Annotated in this window: 16 protein-coding genes and 1 tRNA gene; 8 read left to right on the plus strand and 9 right to left on the minus strand. The window is 54.1% G+C overall.

Annotation, left to right across the window (positions count from 1 at the left end):
- Positions 1-387: 387 nt before the first annotated feature.
- A complete protein-coding gene (locus Enr10x_RS03225; RefSeq protein WP_145103965.1) occupies positions 388-1,110 on the minus strand; it encodes a rhamnogalacturonan acetylesterase in 723 nt (240 codons plus the stop codon).
- A 232-nt stretch (positions 1,111-1,342) separates the two neighbouring features.
- Between Enr10x_RS03225 and Enr10x_RS03230 the strand changes: the two genes are divergently transcribed.
- From Enr10x_RS03230 to Enr10x_RS03240, 3 genes are all read left to right on the plus strand, one after another.
- Positions 1,343-2,689, plus strand: a complete 1,347-nt coding sequence (locus Enr10x_RS03230; protein ID WP_197997464.1) for a hypothetical protein — start codon at positions 1,343-1,345, stop codon at positions 2,687-2,689.
- 267 nt (positions 2,690-2,956) lie between these two features.
- Positions 2,957-3,757 carry an MBL fold metallo-hydrolase gene (locus Enr10x_RS03235; protein WP_145103967.1) on the plus strand — a complete coding sequence of 267 codons (801 nt, stop codon included), beginning with the start codon at positions 2,957-2,959 and terminating at the stop codon, positions 3,755-3,757.
- A 516-nt stretch (positions 3,758-4,273) separates the two neighbouring features.
- Complete coding sequence (locus Enr10x_RS03240; protein WP_145448125.1) at positions 4,274-7,180, plus strand: efflux RND transporter permease subunit; 2,907 nt, start codon at positions 4,274-4,276, stop codon at positions 7,178-7,180.
- 42 nt (positions 7,181-7,222) lie between these two features.
- Here the strand turns inward: Enr10x_RS03240 and Enr10x_RS03245 are convergent, their stop codons facing one another.
- The 4 genes from Enr10x_RS03245 to Enr10x_RS03260 form a co-directional block, all read right to left on the minus strand.
- Entirely contained in the window at positions 7,223-8,146 is a 924-nt protein-coding gene (locus Enr10x_RS03245) for an alpha/beta hydrolase (RefSeq protein WP_197997465.1), read from the minus strand.
- Entirely contained in the window at positions 8,143-8,730 is a 588-nt protein-coding gene (gene rsmD, locus Enr10x_RS03250; protein ID WP_145448127.1) for a 16S rRNA (guanine(966)-N(2))-methyltransferase RsmD, read from the minus strand. Before rsmD ends, Enr10x_RS03245 begins: the two co-directional genes overlap by 4 nt.
- A 103-nt stretch (positions 8,731-8,833) precedes the next feature.
- Positions 8,834-9,397 (minus strand): FHA domain-containing protein, encoded by a 564-nt coding sequence (locus Enr10x_RS03255; protein ID WP_197996376.1) that lies wholly within the window; start codon positions 9,395-9,397, stop codon positions 8,834-8,836.
- Positions 9,398-9,575: 178 nt separating this feature from the next.
- Positions 9,576-10,139 (minus strand): response regulator transcription factor, encoded by a 564-nt coding sequence (locus Enr10x_RS03260; protein WP_145103978.1) that lies wholly within the window; start codon positions 10,137-10,139, stop codon positions 9,576-9,578.
- Between the two features lie 427 nt (positions 10,140-10,566).
- On the opposite strand from Enr10x_RS03260, the gene Enr10x_RS03265 reads away from it, so the two are divergent.
- The 3 genes from Enr10x_RS03265 to Enr10x_RS03275 all read left to right on the plus strand — a co-directional run bounded on the left by Enr10x_RS03265 (position 10,567) and on the right by Enr10x_RS03275 (position 11,887).
- Positions 10,567-10,893 carry an HU family DNA-binding protein gene (locus Enr10x_RS03265; RefSeq protein ID WP_145103980.1) on the plus strand — a complete coding sequence of 109 codons (327 nt, stop codon included), beginning with the start codon at positions 10,567-10,569 and terminating at the stop codon, positions 10,891-10,893.
- A gap of 528 nt (positions 10,894-11,421) precedes the next feature.
- Positions 11,422-11,634 carry a carbon storage regulator CsrA gene (csrA, locus tag Enr10x_RS03270; protein WP_145103982.1) on the plus strand — a complete coding sequence of 71 codons (213 nt, stop codon included), beginning with the start codon at positions 11,422-11,424 and terminating at the stop codon, positions 11,632-11,634.
- Positions 11,635-11,812: 178 nt separating this feature from the next.
- Positions 11,813-11,887: transfer RNA gene (locus Enr10x_RS03275), tRNA-Glu, on the plus strand.
- 16 nt (positions 11,888-11,903) lie between these two features.
- Here Enr10x_RS03275 and Enr10x_RS03280 read toward each other — a convergent pair.
- On the minus strand, positions 11,904-13,139 hold the full coding sequence (locus Enr10x_RS03280; protein WP_145103985.1) for a DegT/DnrJ/EryC1/StrS family aminotransferase: 1,236 nt from the start codon (positions 13,137-13,139) through the stop codon (positions 11,904-11,906).
- A 179-nt stretch (positions 13,140-13,318) separates the two neighbouring features.
- Between Enr10x_RS03280 and Enr10x_RS03285 the strand changes: the two genes are divergently transcribed.
- Together Enr10x_RS03285 and mutY are read left to right on the plus strand one after the other, a co-directional pair.
- Complete coding sequence (locus Enr10x_RS03285; RefSeq protein ID WP_145103987.1) at positions 13,319-14,425, plus strand: GTP-binding protein; 1,107 nt, start codon at positions 13,319-13,321, stop codon at positions 14,423-14,425.
- A gap of 54 nt (positions 14,426-14,479) precedes the next feature.
- Positions 14,480-15,709, plus strand: coding sequence for an A/G-specific adenine glycosylase (mutY, locus tag Enr10x_RS03290; protein WP_145103989.1), 1,230 nt, complete (start codon positions 14,480-14,482; stop codon positions 15,707-15,709).
- A 230-nt stretch (positions 15,710-15,939) separates the two neighbouring features.
- On the opposite strand, the gene Enr10x_RS03295 is transcribed toward mutY, so the two are convergent.
- The 3 genes from Enr10x_RS03295 to Enr10x_RS03305 form a co-directional block, all read right to left on the minus strand.
- Positions 15,940-16,422, minus strand: coding sequence for a division/cell wall cluster transcriptional repressor MraZ (locus Enr10x_RS03295; RefSeq protein ID WP_145103991.1), 483 nt, complete (start codon positions 16,420-16,422; stop codon positions 15,940-15,942).
- Positions 16,423-17,291: 869 nt separating this feature from the next.
- Positions 17,292-18,668: a Gfo/Idh/MocA family protein gene (locus Enr10x_RS03300; RefSeq protein WP_145103993.1), complete on the minus strand. Its 1,377-nt coding sequence runs from the start codon at positions 18,666-18,668 to the stop codon at positions 17,292-17,294.
- Between the two features lie 320 nt (positions 18,669-18,988).
- Complete coding sequence (locus Enr10x_RS03305) at positions 18,989-19,819, minus strand: DUF1571 domain-containing protein (RefSeq protein ID WP_145103995.1); 831 nt, start codon at positions 19,817-19,819, stop codon at positions 18,989-18,991.
- Positions 19,820-20,127: the final 308 nt, after the last annotated feature.

Below are 20,127 nucleotides of genomic sequence, written 5' to 3' on the forward strand. Positions count from 1 at the left end.
GATGCCGGATGGATGGTTGGATAATTCCGCGTTCTTCTCACTACGGTCTTGACAGAAGCTTCCTCATGGATGGCACCCGGCGGGCGGACACATGGGTCCGCACCCTGCATTTTTGGGGGGCGGTGGGCTGGTTCTGGATTGTGGGGTTGAGCTGCGACCTCCTGTTGCCTGCGGCAATATCGGATTGCATCCGATACCACCCCCCATAATTGTTTTTCAGGTCTATTCGTCGGGTGGCACCGTTGGCTTGCCCAACGGTGAGGGAAAGATCTCTCAAATGCCCTGGCAAAACGAACCTGCCCATTTGGGTTTGAGTGGTTGGTCTGAGAGGCACTGTCGGGCAAGCCGAGCAGTGGCACTCGACGACCCGGCATGATCCAGGGTTGATCAGGGCGCTGGTTGTTTGAGGTACGGTTTCAGGTCGGGGACTTTGGTCGGAATTTCTTCCGCCACCAGACCGGCGATTTCTCGAGCGCCTTTGCCTGAGAAGTGCGTGCGGTCCGATTTGCTGGGACTGAAGTACGCACTGCCCGCATTTCCCAGCTGATTGAACCGGGCGACGCTTTTGCGGTGTAGATCGATGACGGGAACGTTTTTCTCCCGGCCGACTTTGAGCATGGCTTCCGCGTAGGGACGCAGGATCGTTTTGATTTTTCCCTTCTCAAACACACGGCGCGTCATGGGAGTGACCAGCACCGGCTGCATGCCGGCGGCCCGGGCTTCGTCGATGTACTTCTTGAGGTAATCCTGATAGGTGGTGGCGGGATCGGTTTCTCGATCGCCTTTGCCGGGGCAGTCGTTGTGGCCGAACTGGATGAAGAGGTAATCCGCTTTTTCCTGGAGCGCACTTTTCCAGCGCCCTTCCCGGATGAAGCTGCTGGAACTGCGGCCGGAGACGGCCCGGTTCAGGACGGTGACATCATCGTTGAAAAATTCGCCGAAGACCTGGCCCCAGCCGGTGAGATCTGGTTTGTCTTTGGGACGTTTGGTGTAAGTAGAGACGGTCGAGTCGCCGATCAGCATGATACGGATGGCCGGTTCTGCAGCCTGGACGCCGGTGCTGATCAGTAACAGGAAGAGGATGACAACCGGAGTAATGGTGCGTTTCATAAGTCTGCTTCTCTGGGATGTTGATTTTCTAAGTAAGATGAGGCTGTTTTTGGATGCGATTCAGTTTAAAATGCCAGGAACCTCTTGAAAAGTAAGTTGACAGGGGAGAAATAGTGATTAAAATGGATATTAATGTCCGATATTGAGATTGGATGCCTGCCAAACACCTGAGATCAGAGTTATGCGAAACCATTCTGATCACATCCTGCCCGGTTAAAGAAGTGACAGACCCATGAAAGTCTCCCCCAAGTCGAAGATTGGAACCACGTTCAACCTCAGTCTCTGCTGGTGGACTGTCTGCCTGGCAGTCAGTTGCCTGTCAGGGACCGGGAGTGCGTCGGCACAGGTCAATTTTGAAGAGGCGCCGATCAATTATAACAAGGCGACCCCGGACAATGCGATCTCCCGTGTTCAGAAAAAGCTGGATGCGGGCGAGTTGAAGCTGGCGTTTGACCGGGAAGAGCGGCGGGGCTATCTGCCGGCGGTGCTGGAGGCTTTGAAGATTCCGATCTCCTCACAGATTCTGGTCTTTTCGAAGACGAGTCTACAGGTGAAACGCATCGATCCGCTGTCGCCGCGTGCGTTGTATTACAATGACGATTTGTATCTCGGTTTTGTGCAGGGCGGTTCGGTACTTGAAGTATCGGCCAGTGATCCTCAGCTGGGGACCGTGTTTTATACGCTTTCCCAGTTTGAAACGTCGCGTCCCAAATTTGTACGCAAGACGTTCGAGTGCACGCAGTGCCATGCGGGTTCGATGACGCAGGGAGTGCCGGGGCATATCATGCGGTCGGTCTATCCGGGGCCGGACGGGATGCCCGTCTTTCGTGAAGGAACTTATCGCAGCGATCAAAGCAGTCCGTTTGAAGAACGCTGGGGAGGCTGGTATGTGTCGGGCACGCACGGAAAAATGCGTCACATGGGAAATCTGATTTTCCGGCAGGGGGACAACTCGCGGAATCTGAACCGGGACAAAGGAGCAAACGCCGACGACCTGGAGCGCTGGTTCGATACCGATCCCTACATGACGCCTTACAGTGACATCGTTTCGCTGATGGTGCTCGAACACCAGGCGAAGATGCATAACCTGATCACGCGGGCGCAGTTTGAAGGGCGGATTACGGAGCGTGATTCACGGGTGATGAACAAGATGCTGGAGCGGAAGGCGGCGTTTCAGAGTGACAGCACGAAACGCCGTTATGAGAGTTCCGCAAAGCGGCTGGTGGATTACATGCTGTTCGTTGACGAACTGCAGCTGGAAGACCGGATCGAGGGGCTTTCCGGTTTCCAGACCGAGTTTCCGCAGGCGGGTCCCCGCGACAGCAAAGGGCGCTCGCTGCGCGATTTTGATCTGGAGCGGCGGTTGTTCAAGTATCCCTGCAGTTACCTGATCTACAGCGATTCGTTTGAGGCCCTTCCCAAACCGGTGCTGGAGGTTGTCTATCGCCAGTTGTGGGAGGTACTGACTGGCAAAAATCAAAGCAAAGAATTCGCGCATCTGAGTGCGGAGGACCGCCGGGCGATCCTGGAGATTCTGATCGAAACCCGGAAAGGGCTTCCCGACTACTGGAAGCTGTAAAACGGCTCTATGGCTGCCGATGGGGGTGTTCAATGCAGTCGTTTGGCATGTGAAAATCAGACATAACCCCCTACATCTGCTTTGATATTGGTTGTTTCGGTGAATTTACCTGCATAGAATGGCGGCAGTACAAGGGCTGGCCCTGCAGGGTTTTCTGTCTGCTGTTTGTCGCTATTCTGTGGCAAGCGTCTGCAAGGCACGACCAGTCTTTCTGTTCCGGATATCGAAATCAACCGCCGCGCTTAAAACAACGAGGAGCTTACGGGTATGTTGCCCCGACGCGAAGTATTTCCCCACGTGATCGAAATCAATTATCAGGCCAGACAGCGTTTGGGGTGTTGTGTTTATCTGGTATTCAATGACCAGAACGAGTGGCTGTTGATCGATATCGGTTACGAAGATACGGTTTCCGAAATCATCGAGATGATCCGGCAGATGGATTTTCCGCTGGCGAACTGCAAGTACCTGATCGCCACCCATGCGGACGTCGATCACATCCAGGGTTTGAGCCGGGCGAAAGAGTTGCTGCCGAATGCCGAGGTCCTGGCGCATCCGAGTGCCGCTAAACTGCTCGAAGAAGGGGACCGGATCAGCACTTATGCCGAGATCAGTGCGCAGGGCATTTCCATCGACATGCCTCCCTGCAAAGTGGATCGGGAAGTGAATGAAGGGGACGTGATTGACCTGGGCGGCGATGTCAAACTGGAAGTCTGGCACACCCCCGGTCATACCGACGGTCAGCTGGCGTTCCGGTTTGGCGAACTGCTGTTTTCCGGCGATAACATCTACCGGGATGGTTGTGTGGGGCACATCGATGCCCACCACGGTTCGGATATCCCTGATTTTATCGCGTCACTGGAGCGGATCCGGGACTGCGATGCGAAGTGGCTGCTGCCCAGCCACGGCCCGATTTTCCGCAATAAAAAGGCACTGTTGCAGTCGACGATTGACCGTTTGAACACGTATCTGCACATGGCCGACTTTGGGACCTGTGCCGTCGACTGGCCTCTGCAGGACGAATGGGACGAAGAGCTGCTGAAAGGCTTTGATCCCGAGACGGCCGAATAGCCCCCGTTTTTCTATGGCCTTGTGTTCACATCAGCGAGGGTGCGCGCGGCGCTCTTCGTGAGTCGGTAAGTCCCCGCAAGGCTGTTTTTTTCGACTTTTTAGGGGAGAAGCGGGCCTCAAAGGGGAAATTCCTGCTGCTATAATCGTCAAAATCGCTATCATGAGCAGGATCTTTACGATAAATATAAATGTTGCTTGTGTTGCGACAAGTCCAACCAGAGGCGACGACGAAAAATACCGATATGCGTTGATTGGAACAACGCGATTCGAATCGGGCAGCGGAAGCGGGCATTTCTATTTTTTGAGCATTCGAGATTGATTCATTTAGCGAAACCGTGACAATTCAACGGATCTGATCTGAGGCATTTCCGGTTTTTTACGGAAGAAAGCTCAAGTCAGACTCAGTTGATGTGAATATTTGGATCAAACCGTTTTCAATATGAATGGCGCAGCTCCCGGATTGAGGAGCGCGGATTCATGAATTTGATAAAGCCGATGTGGCTACTGGATTAATTAATGGCTTCGTTTTTTGAAAAGCGCGATCCATGGGGACACAGTCTATCTTTGTGGGTTGTGGTTTTAATGATCTTCATCACTCCAGTGCTGTTTGGAGTGTTGCGTGAGATCCGCCAGGAAAACAACGTCGAGAACTGGCTGCCTGAAGATGATCCCCAGTCAAGAGTCCTGCAATGGCATCGCCACAGTTTCGGGATCGAAGACCGTGTGCTGGTTTCCTGGGATGGCAGCGCGCTGACCGATTATCGGGCAGACCGTCTCAAACAGTCGCTGATGGGACAGAAAGACGCCAAGGGAGTTCGCCGGGGCGGCTCTCCTTATATCCAGGACGTCTTCACCCCCCAGGATGCGATCACGAAGATGGTGGACTACCACATCGAACCTGCCGAAGCCGAACGGCGGCTGAAAGGGGTGTTGATCGGGACGGGCATGCTCAAGGTCCGTTTAAGTCCTGCCGGCAAAAAGCGACGCGAGCAGACCATTCAGGAACTGATTGCGACCACCAAACGTAAGCTGGGTGTGGAATTGACAGTCAAACCTGCCTTCACCCCCTGGGTGGAAATGGTCGACGAATCGGAAGAGGAAATCGGCGCTGAAGCCCCTGCCGCAGAACCCGACGAAGATCAGGTCGACTTCAAGGCGCTGGTCGAAGCGATTCCGGAACACGATTTTCAGCTGGTCTGGCCGCGGATGCAGCCCCACTCGAAGCTGGCCGACGAGATCAAAGAGATTGCCCTGTCGCTGCGGCGTCCTGAGATCCTTACCGGTGTTTCCACGGCTGCGGATCAGGAAACAGAACAGAAGCAGGCGGCCGAGGAGCCGAAGCTGATTGAAGACTGCTTTTTTGCGGTCGGCACGCCGATCGCGGTGGCGATATCGCTGTCCGATACGGGGGATGCGGATCATGCCTCTGCGGTGGCAGCCATCAGGACCGCGGCCATCGATGCGGGAATTCCAGAAGAGCACCTGCACATGGGAGGCCGCCCGGTCGCAGGTGCGGCACTGAACCAGATGGTGAAGGAGTCTTCCTGGAACACCGCGTATCCGGTGTGGCAGTTCTACAAACGCTCGGTGACACTTTTCTCCGGGCTGATCGGGATTGCGCTGGCATTTCTGATGTTGCGGAGTGTGCGTCTGGCCTGCCTGGTGCTGCTGGTCTCTTATTACACGACGTTTGTCGCCGTCTCGATTATTCCGATGACGGGCGGCACGATGAACATGGTGCTGGTCGTGATGCCTACGCTATTAACCGTGTTGACGCTGTCCGGCTCGATCCATGTTGCGAATTACTGGAAGCATGCCGCACACGTTGATATGAAAACCGCGGTGGTCAAAGCGGTCGAAATGGCACGGGCCCCCTGCGTGATGGCCAGCCTGACGACGGCCATCGGTCTGGCTTCACTGCTGACCAGCCCGCTGTCGCCTGTGCGTGATTTCGGGTTCTACTCGTCGATTGGCTGTGTGGTTTCCCTGCTGATGGTGCTGTATGGCCTGCCTTCCCTGCTGCAGTTATGGCCCGCCAAGCCGCCGAAGGCTTCCGAAATTGATACACGACACTGGCAGGCCTTCGGTCGGATGCTCTCACGGCATCAGTGGCTGGTCTCGCTGAGCTGTCTGGTGATTTTTGTCGCCGCCTGTTACGGTTTCAAATGGTTCCGGACCGAGACTAAGGTCATCCGGTATTTCCCGGATTCTTCCCGCGTGATTCAGGATTATCTGTTCCTGGAAGAAAATCTCTCGGGCATCACGCCTGTCGATACGGTGATCTGTTTCGACGAGAAAGCCCAGGAAAATCTGAACTTCGAAGAACGCGTGGAACTGGTCCGCCAGATTGAACATAAAATCGCAGCGCATCCTGAAATCAGCGGTACAATCTCGCTGGCGGATTTTCGTCCGGTGTCTGAACCACTGCCCAAAGATGCGAGCACCTTCCAGAAGCTGCGTTATGCGAAGCGCGTGAATGAGACCGAACGCCGCGTACGCGAAAGCCTGAAAAAAGAGAAAAACGGTGAGGGGAACCTCGAAGGCGATACCGTGAAATCGTTTCTGAATATCGCAGATAAGACGGTCGACCTGGAGCAGGAGACGGCGAACGGCCAGCGGATGGTCGACATTCAGAAGGGGGATGAAGTCTGGCGGATTACGGCACAGGTCGCGATTATGACCGATCTGAACTACGGAGATCTGACCAATGAACTGAACCAGGTGACGCAGTCGGTCTTACGGGATCATGCCGGGACGACCCATCTGGTAACGGGGACGATTCCCCTGTTCCTGCGGACGCAGCAGGCCGTGTTGGAGAGCCTGATCAAGAGCTTCGGGCTGGCCTTCGCTGTGATTGCCATCGTGATGATGGTGCTGCTGCGGAGCCCGACAGCGGGGCTGATTACGATGCTGCCGAACCTGATGCCCATTGGTGTGATTTTCGGTCTGCTGTCCTGGATGCACGTGGCCGTGGATATCGGCACGATGATTACGGCTTCGGTCGCACTGGGAATTGCCGTGGACGGGACGCTGCATCTCTTGACCTGGTTCAAGATCGGCATTGCAGAAGGCAAGACCAAAAGCGAAGCGGTCGCGGCAGCGCTGGGGCACTGTGGTCCGGCGATGTGGCAGACGAGTGCCGTGGTTGCAATCAGCCTGGCGATGCTGTATCCGGCAGAGCTGCTGCTGGTGAGCCGCTTCGGCATTTTGATGTGTGCCCTGATTACAGCTGCCCTCCTGGCCGACATCATTTTCCTGCCGGCACTGCTGGCGGGACCGCTGGGAACGCTGATCGTCAATTCCCACAAAAACGACAAGGAAGTGTCCGAGAATCAGCCGCTCCTGCAGGAAGGAAAAGAGACGAAACCTCATCTTTCCCATATGATCAAGCGGGCGCAGTCGGGACAGTCTCTGGAGACGTAAGTCTTTTTGAGGTCTGCTGTTAAGATTCTGTTTTCTCAGGTCTTATTTCTTTGAGGACGGCCGTTCGGGCTGACTGAGCCGCTTGAGGAAGGCGAAGATTTTCTGTGTCGGCAGGTCGTCTGGTTCGCCGATTTCCCGGTTGATGGTCATGTGCGTTTTTCCGGGAGCCGAGATCACGCTGACCGGAACCCGGCTGGCTTTCAGTTTCTCAGCGAGCAGCTGGGACTGTCTGCGCGAATCATCACGACGGGCGACGTGCAGGATCAGAAACGGGGGAATCGACTGCTGCGGCTTCACCCAGGTCAGCGGGGAGGCCTCTTGCCAGGTTTTCTCATCGGAGCCGAACACGCTGGTATAGATTTTTTTGCCGGTCTCGTTGGCGGTTCTGATCCGTTCGGCGATGTCGTAGCCGGCACCGTCGAGGAGAATGCTCCCGCGAATGGTTTTGAGCGAGAGCGACTGCTGTTTCAGGTAGCGGGGATTCGTAGAGACCAGCGCGACGAGATGCGCGCCCGCGGAATGTCCCATCAGGAAGATCCGTTGCGGATCACCGCCGTACTCTTTTGCATGTTGATGCACCCAGGCAATGGCTTGTGCGACGTCCTGAGCCTGCTGATCATAATCGGCTCTGGGATGGAGCCGGTAGTTGATGCTGACGAGCAGGTAGCCTGCTTTCGTGAAAGCAGCCGGTTTCTGATCGACGCCCCGTTTGTCGCCGATCTTCCAGGCACCGCCGTGCACCCAGATGACAATCGGATGCTGTTTGCCGGTCAGGGGGGCGTAGATGTCGAGGCTTTTGAAATGCCTGCCGATACGGAATGAAGAATCATAGGGAATGTGCTCGAATGTTTTGAACTGCGGCTCGGTTTTGTCATCCGCGGTGGCGGTCTGCGTGGAGAAGAGGGTCAGCAATCCAACGCAGATCAGAGACACTCTGCTGATGTTCCAGGCCGCGGGATGGCTCATGCCGTTGGCTCCTGTTTTTTCATGAAGTAGAGATCCATGCTGGATTTCTGCAGTAATTCGTACTGCTGCCATTCGGGAGGACATTCGAACTCGGCATCGCGGGGGGTGCGGAGAATCAGCCGGCAGTCGGCACTGGAGACGGTGTCGCGAGCGAGTCGCTGCAGCGATTCATACAGCCGGGAGCCGGGCTTGAGGTCGTCGATCATTTTGTAGGGAGGGTCGAAGAAGATCAGATCGAAGGGGACAAACTCCGGCACATTTTTAGGACGAAACGACGAGAGCAGCGCGTTGGTCTTCCAGCAGAGCGTGTCGGCTTCCACGCCGACGTGCGCCACATTCTGCTTGAGCAGTTCGTGAGCCTTGCGGTCCTGTTCAATGAAGACGGCGCTGGTCGCGCCGCGGCTGAGGGCTTCCAGTCCCAGGGAACCGGTGCCGGCATAAATGTCGGCAACCCGTTTGTCTTTGACGGTATCTCCGAGCCACTCGAAGAGGACTTCCTTGACGAAGTCGGTGATGGGGCGGGTGGTCTGCCCGGGATTGGCCTGTAACTTACGTCGACGGTATTTGCCAGCAATGATACGCACAGTAATGACACTTCAAAAAACAGGTGCGAATTTCACAATTCACACAAAACACAACGAAATACGAGACTGCGATTGTATAACGCAGAGGCGGTAAAGAGAAGGATCACTGCTTTTCCTGCTTTTGACTGGCAACCTGGGCCCAGTGCCGGCGGATGATTTCCGCGGCTTCTTCAGCGATTGACTGAAACTCTTTTTTCTCTTTGGGGGGCGGCGGTTCCGTCCGGGGAAGCTGTGAACCGGAGATAATGGTGGTGTCGCCGATGGATTTGCCGGGTTCCTCTTCCTGAGATTCTTCAGAGAGCCAGGTCGAGATGTCGTCGTCAGAGAGGGGCGCTGACTGGTCGGGGCTGAGGTTGCTCGGTTTTTGGATACTTTTTTTCGGGCCGGCCAGTTCGAACATCATGGGACCGACCCGCAGGAGATCTCCCGGCTTCAGCGGGGTTTCTGCTTCTATGACCTGGTCGTTGACATAGGTGCCATTGCGGCTCTGCAGATCGGTGACATAGAGTGTGCCCTCCCGTGTAGAGAGCTGACAGTGTTTGCGGCTGACATCCGGATCCGGGACGCGGATGTCGCAGTCGGGCTCGCGTCCGAGAGTGACGTCCCGTTCGGGAAGTTTGAGCGTTTTTCCCTGGTACTTACCGGTTTTGATAATGAATTTTGGCATACTTGGCGGGCCTTGCATGTGGATGATGTTGATTCAGCTGTGAACGGTGAAGGTCGGTTTCAACAGGCTTAACACAATAGACTGGTTCTCATGCTCCAGTGGCTTGTCGGTTAACAGGTCACTGGTGAGACAGGGGGCTGGTTCAGGTCATGGATTCCTCGTGGTGTATCAGTGCGACTCAGTCATGCAGGGGGACAATCAAAGGTTCGTTACAGGCAGGGCAGGTCATGGTGCGGCCACGATGCTTGCTGCGGACTCTCAGTTTTTTGCCACAGTGACAGAAAAACTGAACGCGTTCTTCAGCCTGCGCGCGCTGGTCTGTCAGGTGTTCCTGTTCCCAGACGTCGTCCGCGATTTCGCGGATCAGTGCCAGGAGTTCATCGGGGTCAAAAGGCTTGAGCAGGTAGCCGTCTGCGCCGACGCGCGAGGCCAGTTGTCGTGACTCGGGCAGATCGATGGCCGTGAGGATCAGGATCGGAACTTCGCTTTCTCTCTGCTTCATATGCTCGCAGATTTCGAACCCGCTTTCCTGAGGCATGATCAGGTCCAGGATCACGAAATCAGGTTTATGCATGGTGAAAGAAGAGTGCGCCTGGCCGCCATCTTTGGCGAGGCTGACGTGAAAGCCATGTTCTTCGAGCAGTGTTTTCAGGAAGAAAGCGGTATCCTGTTCGTCTTCGACAACCAGGATATGATTGACGATCGAAGAGGTCATGTCGGAGCGCGGTTCGTGTGTTGCCATCGTAGTGGAGACTCCCTGTTTCAGTGTCCCCGATTCCGTCGGGCCTGCTTTATGATTGGAACTATACGGCGGTTATGTTGTCTGCAATAACGATCCTGTATTAAAGTGTGGTGTGTGAATTTGCTTTCATTCGTCAAGAGTAGTGTGGGAAGTATTTGGATCTTCTGGTGAGAAATACCAGAAATTTATTATCTCACAGCGCCTGAAAAATAACACAGCAAAATTTTTTTTTTCGACGGAAATGGCAAAAAGTCCTGAAAAACAGGGGCAATCACATTGACTTTTGGATTTAAGAATACTTTACTTACGCTTGGTTCAGGCGAAAAACGTTGTTTTTTCCCTGAGCACAACACGGATATGACAACTCACTATGACGAGGTGGTAGTCCACTTCTTTCATTTTCATTTACCAGTATCAGGAGTTCACAATGGCAGCAAAGGCTACGAAAGATAAGCCACTTACCAAAACAGAGATCCTCAATGCATTAGCTGAAGGTTCTGGACTCACTAAGAAAGAAGTCACCGCTGTTCTTGATGAATTAAGCTCACTGATTGCCAAGAACCTCGGCAAGCGTGGTCCTGGCGTCTTCAATGTACCTGGTCTGCTCAAGATCCAGGTTCAGCGTAAGCCGGCTACCAAAGCCACGACCCGTCCCAACCCATTTAAGCCTGGCGAAATGATGCAGGTTGCTGCAAAGCCCGCCCGCAACGTCGTCAAGGTTCGACCTCTCAAAGCACTGAAAGAGATGGTCTAGTCTCCTGCGTCTTGACTGCAGGATGACCGAATTCATCTGATGCAGCTTCTCTTTGCAGAAGCTGCATCAAGTTTGAATTCAGGTAGTAGTTTCCCCTATCCATGCTGCCCTGAATGAACTGTCACAGCAGAGCAAATCCTCATCCGGATTTCTCAGTTTTTGTGATGTTTCAGGTCAAAAACTCAAAAAAAGCAAAATTTCTCTGAAATTCAAGCCTTTTTTGTCAAGTGGCTTCCGGTACGACCGGAGCGGGGGATTCTTGTCGTAAGTGTATTTAATGATACATCTTGCGTCTGCAGTGTAAAACCTCATCTTCTCAACTGCTGCTTCTGAATGCCTTCCATTCAAAGGCCTGTGCGCTCATCCCTCGCGCCAGCCTCTTGACGGTATAAATGTGGGCATGTAAAATCTCAACGTTAATTGATCTCAGTGCGACTACTGATGGATCGCTGTAGTGTCCGACTTTTTCGGGGCACACTACGTCATGATTTACGTAGGATGTTCAGTCATCCTGAGAGAGAAGATGGCATGTTAGTTTTATCTCGTAAGAAAAATGAGAAGATCGTAATCGATGAAAACATCGTGATTACGATTGTTGAGATTCGTGGCGACAAGGTACGTCTGGGGATTGAAGCACCCCGGGAAGTGCCCATTCATCGTAGCGAAGTTTATGAAGCGATTCAAAACGAACAGAACTCCGAAACCGAATCAGAGAATGACGCTTCTGAGTTACTGCAATAAGCAGTTTGTGCAACTATGAATACTAGAAGGCCGCTGTGACAGCGGCTTTTTTTAGCGACTGATTTTGCTCCCATTCCATCGAACTGGCGTATTCGAAAGTTTTTTTCAGAGAACCTGAATTCTATTAACGCCGTCCGCTTGACTTATCCGATGGAAAGCTTAGATTACTAATCTCGTCGGCCCCATCGTCTAGTTAGGCCCAGGACATCGGGTTTTCATCCCGAAAACAGGGGTTCAAATCCCCTTGGGGTCAGATTTAAAAACAGCGATCATTCGAAAGAATGGTCGCTGTTTTTTTTACGGACTGCCTGCTGGATGTCCGCGGTGGCCTGCTGCCGGATTTCTTCGGCGTGGGTTCGAATTTTCTGTACTGCGCGGGCAATTGTCTGCATCGTGTCTGCCTCGGACAGCAGTACCGGATGATGCAGCACCACGAGTCGCTGATCGCAGTCGGAAGCGACGGAGAGTTCATTGACCTGCAGGTAACGTCGGCGGCTGTGAATGGCGTGCAGGGCGCGGAATCCCGGATAGAGGGCAACTCCCTCCGCCTGCAGGGCGAGGCAGAACAGATCGCGTGAGAGGTTGTCAAACTGTTCCGGATGGTACCAGAGCCCCAGCTTGTAATAACCGGGCAGCGAGGGGTGCTGTGTCGTGAGCCCGTGGTTTTCGAAAGGAGTCAGTCCTGAATCTCTGCCCAGTGCCTGTATGAGATGTCCCACGTTCTCCTGACGCAACTGGTTTTGTGCTGGCAGCTGTTCCAGCTGTGGGATTAAGAGGCCCGCCTGTAATTCGGAGAGGGGATAAGCATCATTGCCACGAAAGGAATAGAGCCGGATCCTTTGTGCGATTTGAGGTGAGGAGGTCAGCAGGGCACCACCTCTGCCGGCCGTCAGTAATTTACTGCCTCCAAAGCTGAGGGTGCCGATGTCTCCCCAGCTGCCGGCGATGCGACCTTCCACGATCGCGCCGGGAACCTGACAGGCATCTTCAATCACGGGGATCCCGTGTTCCTGTGCAAGTGCGGTCAGTGCTTTCATGGAGACCAGACCGCCGTGCAGATGGGAAACCAGAATACAGCGTGTCGCGGGTGTGATCGCCTGTTCCAACAGGGTGAGATCGAGGGTGCCGTTACTGCGGTCAACGTCGACCAGCATTGGTGTCGCATCCACGGTCAGAATATTTTTGAAGTTCCCCTCGAAATCGTAGGCGGCCAGAATCACTTCATCACCGGGGCCGACGTTCAGTCCACGCAGGGCGAGTTCGATCGCGACCGTACCACTGGAACAGAGCACTGCTTCGTCTTTCTGGTGGAGCTCAGCGAGCCGCTGCTGCAGTTCTTCCGTCCAGGGACCATGATACTTCCCCCAGAGTCCTGTCCGCTGTGCCTCCAGCAGGACCTCGCTGGTGGCCGTGCTGGGGAAGGGCCAGGCAGGGGGACCCGCGGGCAGGCAGGGCGTTCCTCCCAGAATCGCCGGTTTTTCGTTGAATGGACTGTTCACGGGCATGAGGGAGGACTCTAATATTGAATGAGGAAACCGGAATTTGCAGACAACATACTATTGTACTTAAGAACGTTAGAGTATTATGGATTGTTCATCGATTTGCTGTTCGACGTCTGAAACGGTACGTTGAACCATTGATCTATCTGAAATCCAGCATACTCGTATTGGCAGGTGAAACCAAGATGTCACATCAAATCAAATTTATCATGGTGGGCGGTTTTTTAGGAGCAGGAAAAACCACCACCCTCGGCCGACTGGCAAAATATTACACGGATCAGGGGCTGAATGTCGGTGTGGTGACCAACGATCAGGCCGCGGATCTGGTCGATACGAATTCGCTGCGTTCCCAGGGGCTGAATGTGGGAGAGGTGGCAGGCGCCTGTTTCTGCTGTCACTTTAATTCGCTGATGGACACCATTGCAGAACTGGGGTCGGAGCAGAAGCCGGATGTGATTCTGGCAGAGCCGGTTGGCAGTTGTACTGACCTGGTGGCGACCGTCATTCAGCCGATCAAACAGTTGTATGATGCGGATTTCAAAATCCAGCCTTATGCCGTGCTGATGAAGCCGAGCCATGGGCTGAAGATTCTGAAAAATGAACAGGGTTCCGGATTTTCTCCGAAGGCCGCTTACATTCTGAAGAAGCAGCTGGAAGAGGCAGACCTGGTGCTGATCAATCGCATCGATGAATTGACAGCAGAGGCTGTGGAAGAGATCACCTCGCTGGTGAATGAACAGTTTCCGGGAACACCTGTCCTGCGAACGTCTGCGCTGACGGGGGAAGGATTTGAAGGATTGATCGAATTTCTGGAACAGGACGGCGATTTCGGCGGCAAAATTCTCGACATTGATTATGATATCTATGCGGAAGGTGAAGCGGAGCTGGGCTGGTTGAACAGCAGCGTGCATGTCTCTGCAGAGACGGAGTTTTCTCTGGATCAGCTGCTGCTGGATGTGATCAGTCAGCTGCAGTCTTCGTTCCGCGATCAGGGAGTGGAGACCGCTCATCTGAAAGTGATCGGTTTGTGGGAAGGATTTTTCGGCGTCTCGAACCTGGTCAGCAATGACAGTGAACCAAAGCTGTCGCTGGCCTCTGACTGCACGGTCAGGGAAGTCGATCTGATTGTGAATGCCCGCGTGGCCTGCGATCCGGAAGCGTTGACCGCGCAGGTGACGAAAGTGCTGGAGAACTGTGCCGGTGCCTTGAACGCGAAGCTGGAGTTCAATCAGACGCAGAGTTTTCGACCAGGTCGTCCGGTGCCCACCCATCGGTATGCGACGCCGAAGTAATGCCTGCGGGCCCCGGAGACGGGCTGGCAGTGCCGGCCTCAGTTCGGGAATGTGATGTCTGAGTTAAGCGATTTATTTGATGCCCCTCGACGGCAGCGATTTCGGCGGGGGCTGCTGACCTGGTATGCAGCACATCAGCGGGATCTTCCCTGGCGGAATATCGACGATCCGTACAAGGTCTGGATCAGCGAGATCATGCTGCAGCAGACCGTGGTCGCCGCGGTGATCCCTTATTTCGAAAAGTTCATGGATCGCTTTCCCGATGTGGAAACGCTGTCGGCTGCGGAAGAAAGCGATGTGCTGCAGTACTGGGAGGGGCTGGGTTATTACAGCCGGGCCCGCAACATTCATAAAGCGGCCCGCGTGGTGGCTGAGGAATTGAATGGCGTTTTCCCGAAGGACGTAGAAGCGCTCCAGGCACTGCCGGGCATCGGCCGCTATACCGCGGGAGCCATCTGTTCGTTTGCCTTTAATCAGCGGGCGCCGATTGTGGAAGCGAATACGCTACGGCTCTATTCGCGGTTGATCGGTCTGACAGAGGATCCGCGTTCGAAGTCGGGCCAGGAACAGCTGTGGGAGTTTGCGGAATTGATCCTGCCCCGCAAGGAGCCCGGTACGTTTAACCAGGTACTGATGGACCTGGGGAGCCTGGTCTGTACCCCGCAGAGTCCGGGGTGTGCCGAGTGTCCGGTGAGTGCGTGTTGTGAAGCATTTCTCACTCAGCGGCAGCACCAGATACCGGTTCCCAAGGTACGACCGGAGATTACTCCGCTGACTGATGCGAGTATCGCGGTTTTCGATGGAGAGAAAGTGCTGATTCGACAACGGACTCCCGGGGAGCGCTGGGCGGGGCTGTGGGATTTTCCACGGTTCACCCTGGAAGAGTTGAATGGGACTCCGCATCCGAAAGCGTCCCGTAAGAAAACAAAGGGGCAAAAAACCTCCCGCGCGCAGTCGCTGTTTGCTGACCGGGAGGAGCAGGGCGGTGGATCAGCGGAGATTCCCGAGGGGCTGAGTGCGGCGCTCATCCCGCGGCTGGAAGCGTATGTGCGGGAGCAGTCCGGGGTGACGGCGTCGGTGCGCCGGTTCGCGAAAGAGATTCGCCACAGCGTGACGCGGTACAAGATCCGGCTACTCTGTTTTATTGCCGAGATCGAACTGTCGGAAGAGATGGAGTCGTCCGAATATCAGTGGGTCTCCGTCAGTGAACTGGAGGCGTACCCGTTGTCAGTAACGGGGCGGCAGTTCGCACAATTGCTGGCAGAGAGTTCCACGGCTGAATGAGAGGTGTCACGCGGCGCGCAAAAAAATCCCCATTCTCAAAATTGCCTGAGATTGAGAATGGGGAAAACGCATTTGACTCAAGAGAAGAAAGCGGCATCCGTGCCAAAAAAGCCTTCCATGGATATAGACTTTACGGTTTACCGGATGTGATGGGGGTACTGAATGAGTCGCATCCCTCTCCTGTAGTCAAAGACGCTGAAGGTCAAGTTATATCGTAGATCGATTGTGGGTTAACCAGAGAGCTCTTTGAAGAGAGTGCCGAATTCGGGCATGTCCTGTTCGAGCAGATTCTGCCAGGCAGAGAGGTTCCAGATTTCGACGCAGATGACTGCACCGACAATCATGACCTCCTGATTGGGTTGGACGCCCAGAAACTCGCGAAATCCTTCCGGAATCGTGCAGCGAGAGCGATTGGCCAGCTGAATCGTGCGATTCCGGGTCGACAGCAGTCGCCCCAGACGTTGCACTTCATCCCAGCGGTTTTCCAGGCGGTGTGCCTGAATCTTCTGTTTGATCAGGTCGACTCCCTGATCATGCCTGGCCTGCCAGTCAGCAGCCTTCCAGAGGCTGAGACAGCCGGCCCGCTCTTTGGTGAGCATCGTTTCCCCGGATTCGTCAGTCACGGCCTGAGCCATTTCCGCAGGAAGCGAAATCCGGAAACGGTCGTCGACCGTTCGTTTGATTTCTCCTGAGATAAATGCTTCACCGCTCATAACCAGCCTGACAGAAAAGGGGGCGATTGAACCCGAATTGCAGCAATAAAGAATGATTTCAATATTGTATTGGGTGGATAACCCACAATCAACTAGTTATCAAAGATCAATTGGGCAGGAAACCCACTAAGGATCGAATTTACCGTTCGCGGATCAAAAAGGCAATCATTGATTGTCGGATTCTCCCGATTTTATCAATTTTTCTATCTGGCCCTGCTGCGGGTGCTTTTCCTGTCGCGCGGGCGATTCCATCACTGCTGAACTTCTGACAGTCCGCTGCGCGATCTTCACCTGCGTGTGAGGCGCGGCGATCAGGTACAATGCCGGATTGGTTTTTAGGTTTGTGTTATCCCGAGGAACAGAAATAAAAACAGGAGGAATGATGAGTGAACTACACAGTACACCGGTAGTGAAAACGGATGCGTCTCTGTCACTAATGGCTTTGAAATGCCTCGCGAATGAGGCCCACAGGTTATGCGGGCAACAGGTCCAGAACGCGCCCCGGCTGGCACTTTATGCGGTGATGTGTGAAAAAGAGCGACGAAAACGGGCGCAAAACGGATGTGAAGAATCGACAGTGGTGAATCTGGAGGACCGGAGATGCAGGGGAACAACAGCTGAACCTCCAGTGAAAAACCGGAAGCGGTTCGAGATGTTTCAGGTGGTCATCAGGTGTGCGCTCGCGCGCGCGACGCATAACTCTGCATCATGCGGAACGGCGGGACGGGAACAAGGCCAGTTTGAGCACCGCTGAACGGAAGCGGAAACGGGAGTGGAATGACAGGAAATAAAAAAGCGAACCCCGAAATGAATTCGGAGTTCGCCAGTTGTTGATTTTCATCAGAGACGAACGGAGTCGTCAGTGAATTTTAATACTCACGGTGCTTCAGGATTCCCGGCAGCGGAACGGGATAGGAACCGTCGGCACGGGCAAGCACCGGAGCCGGTGAGTCCATGGTCAGCTTATCCACATCGGGAGCGAACTCTTGTTTGCAGTTCAGCATTTCATCATAAGTGACGACCTGCCCGGTGTGAGCGGCCATACGTCCCATGGCGGTGACCAGGCTGGCTTCTGCGCCGCGCTGGACTTCGTTGTAGGGCTGATCCTGGCGAATGGCAGTGATCAGGTCGTCCCATTCCACCTGGTACGGGTTCGGTTCCGGCTGCGGGTAGGCCCAGAGGAGGTTCTCTTTGTCCTCGTTGTAGCCTTTGTAGATCCGGGGCTTGGCCGGATGGTGAGCCGAAGTCGAGATGACGGCCAGACCCTTGGTGCCGTGGGCGAAGCTGGCAAACTTCTGACGACAACCGGGAATGGTACGGCCGCGGAGGAAGAGTTTGGTTCCGTCGGCGAATGTGTATTCCACGCTGTAGTTGTCGAAGTTCTGGTCGACGTTGTCGCCCCGATAGTGGCGTCCGCCAGAACCATCTGCGCGAACAGGCCAGGCGTCTTTCATCCAACAGCTTTCGTCGATGTTGTGGATGAGGAAGTCGCTGTATCCGCCACCGCTGGCCCAGAGGAAGCCGTGGAAGCGGGAGATCTGATAGAGCAGTTCGCTGTTCATGTCCGGCGGTTGAGGACCGGTGGCAGCGGAGCCGGTCAGGCCGGCCATGCGGTAGGCACGCAGTTCGAGGACATCGCCGATCTGACCATCTTTGATGCGATCGTAAAGTTCCTGACGTGCTTTACAGTGACGGCACATGAGTCCGACGCCGACTTTGAGATTTTTCTCTTTGGATTTTTTCGCCAGTTCGAGCATCTTACGTGTGCTGGGGCCGTCGACGGTGACCGGTTTTTCCATGAAAACGTTGATGCCTTTTTCGATGGCATATCCGAAGTGGACCCAGCGGAAGGCGGGCGGTGTAACGAGCAGTACGACGTCGCCAGGGCTGAGGCAGCTGATGGCTTTTTCGTAGCCGTCGAAACCGATGAATTTCTGATCGTCGGGAACGTCGACTTTATCGCCGTGCAGTTTCTTCAGGCTCTTATAACTGGTGTTGAGACGGTGGTCGAAGACGTCCGCCATCGCGACGAGTTTGATTGGTCCACTGGTGGTGGAGAGGGCATTGGAAGCGGCCCCGGTGCCACGTCCGCCACAGCCGACCAGTGCGATTTTAATGGTGTTATCTTCGGCCGCATGTACGTGAGGGATAGACGTACCGGCCAGAACAGAAGCCCCTGCAGCAAGTCGACTGGAATTTTTCAAAAATTCGCGACGTGATGAGACATTTTTGGGCGCTTCACTCATGTTGGGCTCCTTGGTAGTAGCTAAAGAAGTTGAAAACAGAAGGATGGTTTATCTGACCGGTCGATTGAAAAAGGAATGCAGAGGTTCAATCAGGTTACCGTATAACTGGAGTCGAAATTCAATCAGATAAAATACGTATGATGATATCTGATTATATCAATGCGAAAGAGGCAGTTGCAACTTGTTCGTGAAAATGAAAGCAGGCGGAAAGGGGGAATTTTCGAGACGGAAAACACAAAAAAAGCCGAAGACTCGCGGTGAGTCTTCGGCGGGTGATTACTAAGTGATCTTAATTTAAGAGGAGTCGTATCACTTGCAGTTTAGAAGTTGTAGGAAGGGTTCTGCGGATTGAAGTCCTGATCCGTCAGACCAACGTTGGTGCGGATGTTGGTGTAGGTGTATTCTTCGACCAGTTCCGGCTTGGCGTTGCGGCGAGTGGGCCAGTCGTACTGTTCGACCCGCACGGGCAGGTTGGTGGCTTTGTCGATGTAGAGCCGCGTCATCTGGAAGCGGATTCCCTGACGCTGCTGGGGGTAACTGGTCTGCAGGACTTTACACTGCATATTTCCCAGTTTGGCATCCGGGAAGTATTTGACAGAGACGCCGGCATCCTGTTTGCGTTCTTCGTTCCACTGCTTCAGGATCTGATACAGCATTTTGCGAATGCCGATCGTGGTGATCGGGTAGCGGCTTTCGTCCATGGCCTGCGGGCTGTTGGGCTGCAGGGAGACGGTGCCAACCAGACCTTTGATTCCGGTTTCGTGAGCGAGGATCTGGTTTCCATTGCGACCGTGGACATAAATGACTTCACGACCTTCGTGCGGTTTGAGGAAGTTCAGATAAACGCTGAGTGGCTTTTCACGGAATTTGATCTGCATCGTGTGGGTAGGCTGCATTCTGCGACCGACTTTTTCCCGTTTGATGAACGTGGCCTGAAAGTCTTTGAGGTCGGCAGTCGTCTCGTAACTCTGCATTGCCAGGCGAATGGCCGGATCAAGTGCGTGCTTGGCATCTGGAGTTTCTGCCTGCAGGTGATTGACCTGAGAGAGGCTGGCTGTCAAAGCGAGGGCCAGAACTCCAGTGAACGCTGCCACTTTTCCCATCTGGCGACCCAGTACGCTGCGCGTTTGGTAAGCGATTTGTTTTACCATTGAATTTCGTGACTCCCTTTGTCGAAATCCACTTGTTTTGGACTGATTTCCGAATGAGCACTGTTGGCGGAGGAACTGTCTCAAAACCAGTAAGAAATATAGACCACTCTGCAGTATGGAAACGTCGGACTGAGTTTCCCTCTTATGAAATGATACGGTCTGCTGATTCGAAGTCGAGCACAGATTCCCTCTGTCAGACTCACTCGACACTGTAATAATAATCGAACCAAGGCACGAACCGTAATAAATCAGATCACGTGTTCTCTTGGTTTTTTGATAAATTGTCAAGACAGATTCTTTAGATTGAC

The sequence above is a fragment of the Gimesia panareensis genome, from assembly GCF_007748155.1.
In the GTDB taxonomy this organism is placed as follows: domain Bacteria; phylum Planctomycetota; class Planctomycetia; order Planctomycetales; family Planctomycetaceae; genus Gimesia; species Gimesia panareensis.

Excerpts from the sequence above, each read along its gene's own strand:
- Enr10x_RS03295 (WP_145103991.1), bottom strand. The coding sequence starts at position 16,422 with ATGAGCGGTGAAGCATTTATCTCAGGAGAAATCAAACGAACGGTCGAC.
- Enr10x_RS03260 (WP_145103978.1), bottom strand. The coding sequence starts at position 10,139 with ATGGCAACACACGAACCGCGCTCCGACATGACCTCTTCGATCGTCAAT.
- Enr10x_RS03305 (WP_145103995.1), bottom strand. The coding sequence starts at position 19,819 with ATGGTAAAACAAATCGCTTACCAAACGCGCAGCGTACTGGGTCGCCAG.
- Enr10x_RS03255 (WP_197996376.1), bottom strand. The coding sequence starts at position 9,397 with ATGCCAAAATTCATTATCAAAACCGGTAAGTACCAGGGAAAAACGCTC.
- Enr10x_RS03235 (WP_145103967.1), top strand. The coding sequence starts at position 2,957 with ATGTTGCCCCGACGCGAAGTATTTCCCCACGTGATCGAAATCAATTAT.
- Enr10x_RS03245 (WP_197997465.1), bottom strand. The coding sequence starts at position 8,146 with ATGAGCCATCCCGCGGCCTGGAACATCAGCAGAGTGTCTCTGATCTGC.
- Enr10x_RS03285 (WP_145103987.1), top strand. The coding sequence starts at position 13,319 with ATGTCACATCAAATCAAATTTATCATGGTGGGCGGTTTTTTAGGAGCA.
- Enr10x_RS03230 (WP_197997464.1), top strand. The coding sequence starts at position 1,343 with ATGAAAGTCTCCCCCAAGTCGAAGATTGGAACCACGTTCAACCTCAGT.
- Enr10x_RS03300 (WP_145103993.1), bottom strand. The coding sequence starts at position 18,668 with ATGAGTGAAGCGCCCAAAAATGTCTCATCACGTCGCGAATTTTTGAAA.
- Enr10x_RS03240 (WP_145448125.1), top strand. The coding sequence starts at position 4,274 with ATGGCTTCGTTTTTTGAAAAGCGCGATCCATGGGGACACAGTCTATCT.
- Enr10x_RS03225 (WP_145103965.1), bottom strand. The coding sequence starts at position 1,110 with ATGAAACGCACCATTACTCCGGTTGTCATCCTCTTCCTGTTACTGATC.
- mutY (WP_145103989.1), top strand. The coding sequence starts at position 14,480 with ATGTCTGAGTTAAGCGATTTATTTGATGCCCCTCGACGGCAGCGATTT.
- Enr10x_RS03280 (WP_145103985.1), bottom strand. The coding sequence starts at position 13,139 with ATGCCCGTGAACAGTCCATTCAACGAAAAACCGGCGATTCTGGGAGGA.
- Enr10x_RS03265 (WP_145103980.1), top strand. The coding sequence starts at position 10,567 with ATGGCAGCAAAGGCTACGAAAGATAAGCCACTTACCAAAACAGAGATC.
- csrA (WP_145103982.1), top strand. The coding sequence starts at position 11,422 with ATGTTAGTTTTATCTCGTAAGAAAAATGAGAAGATCGTAATCGATGAA.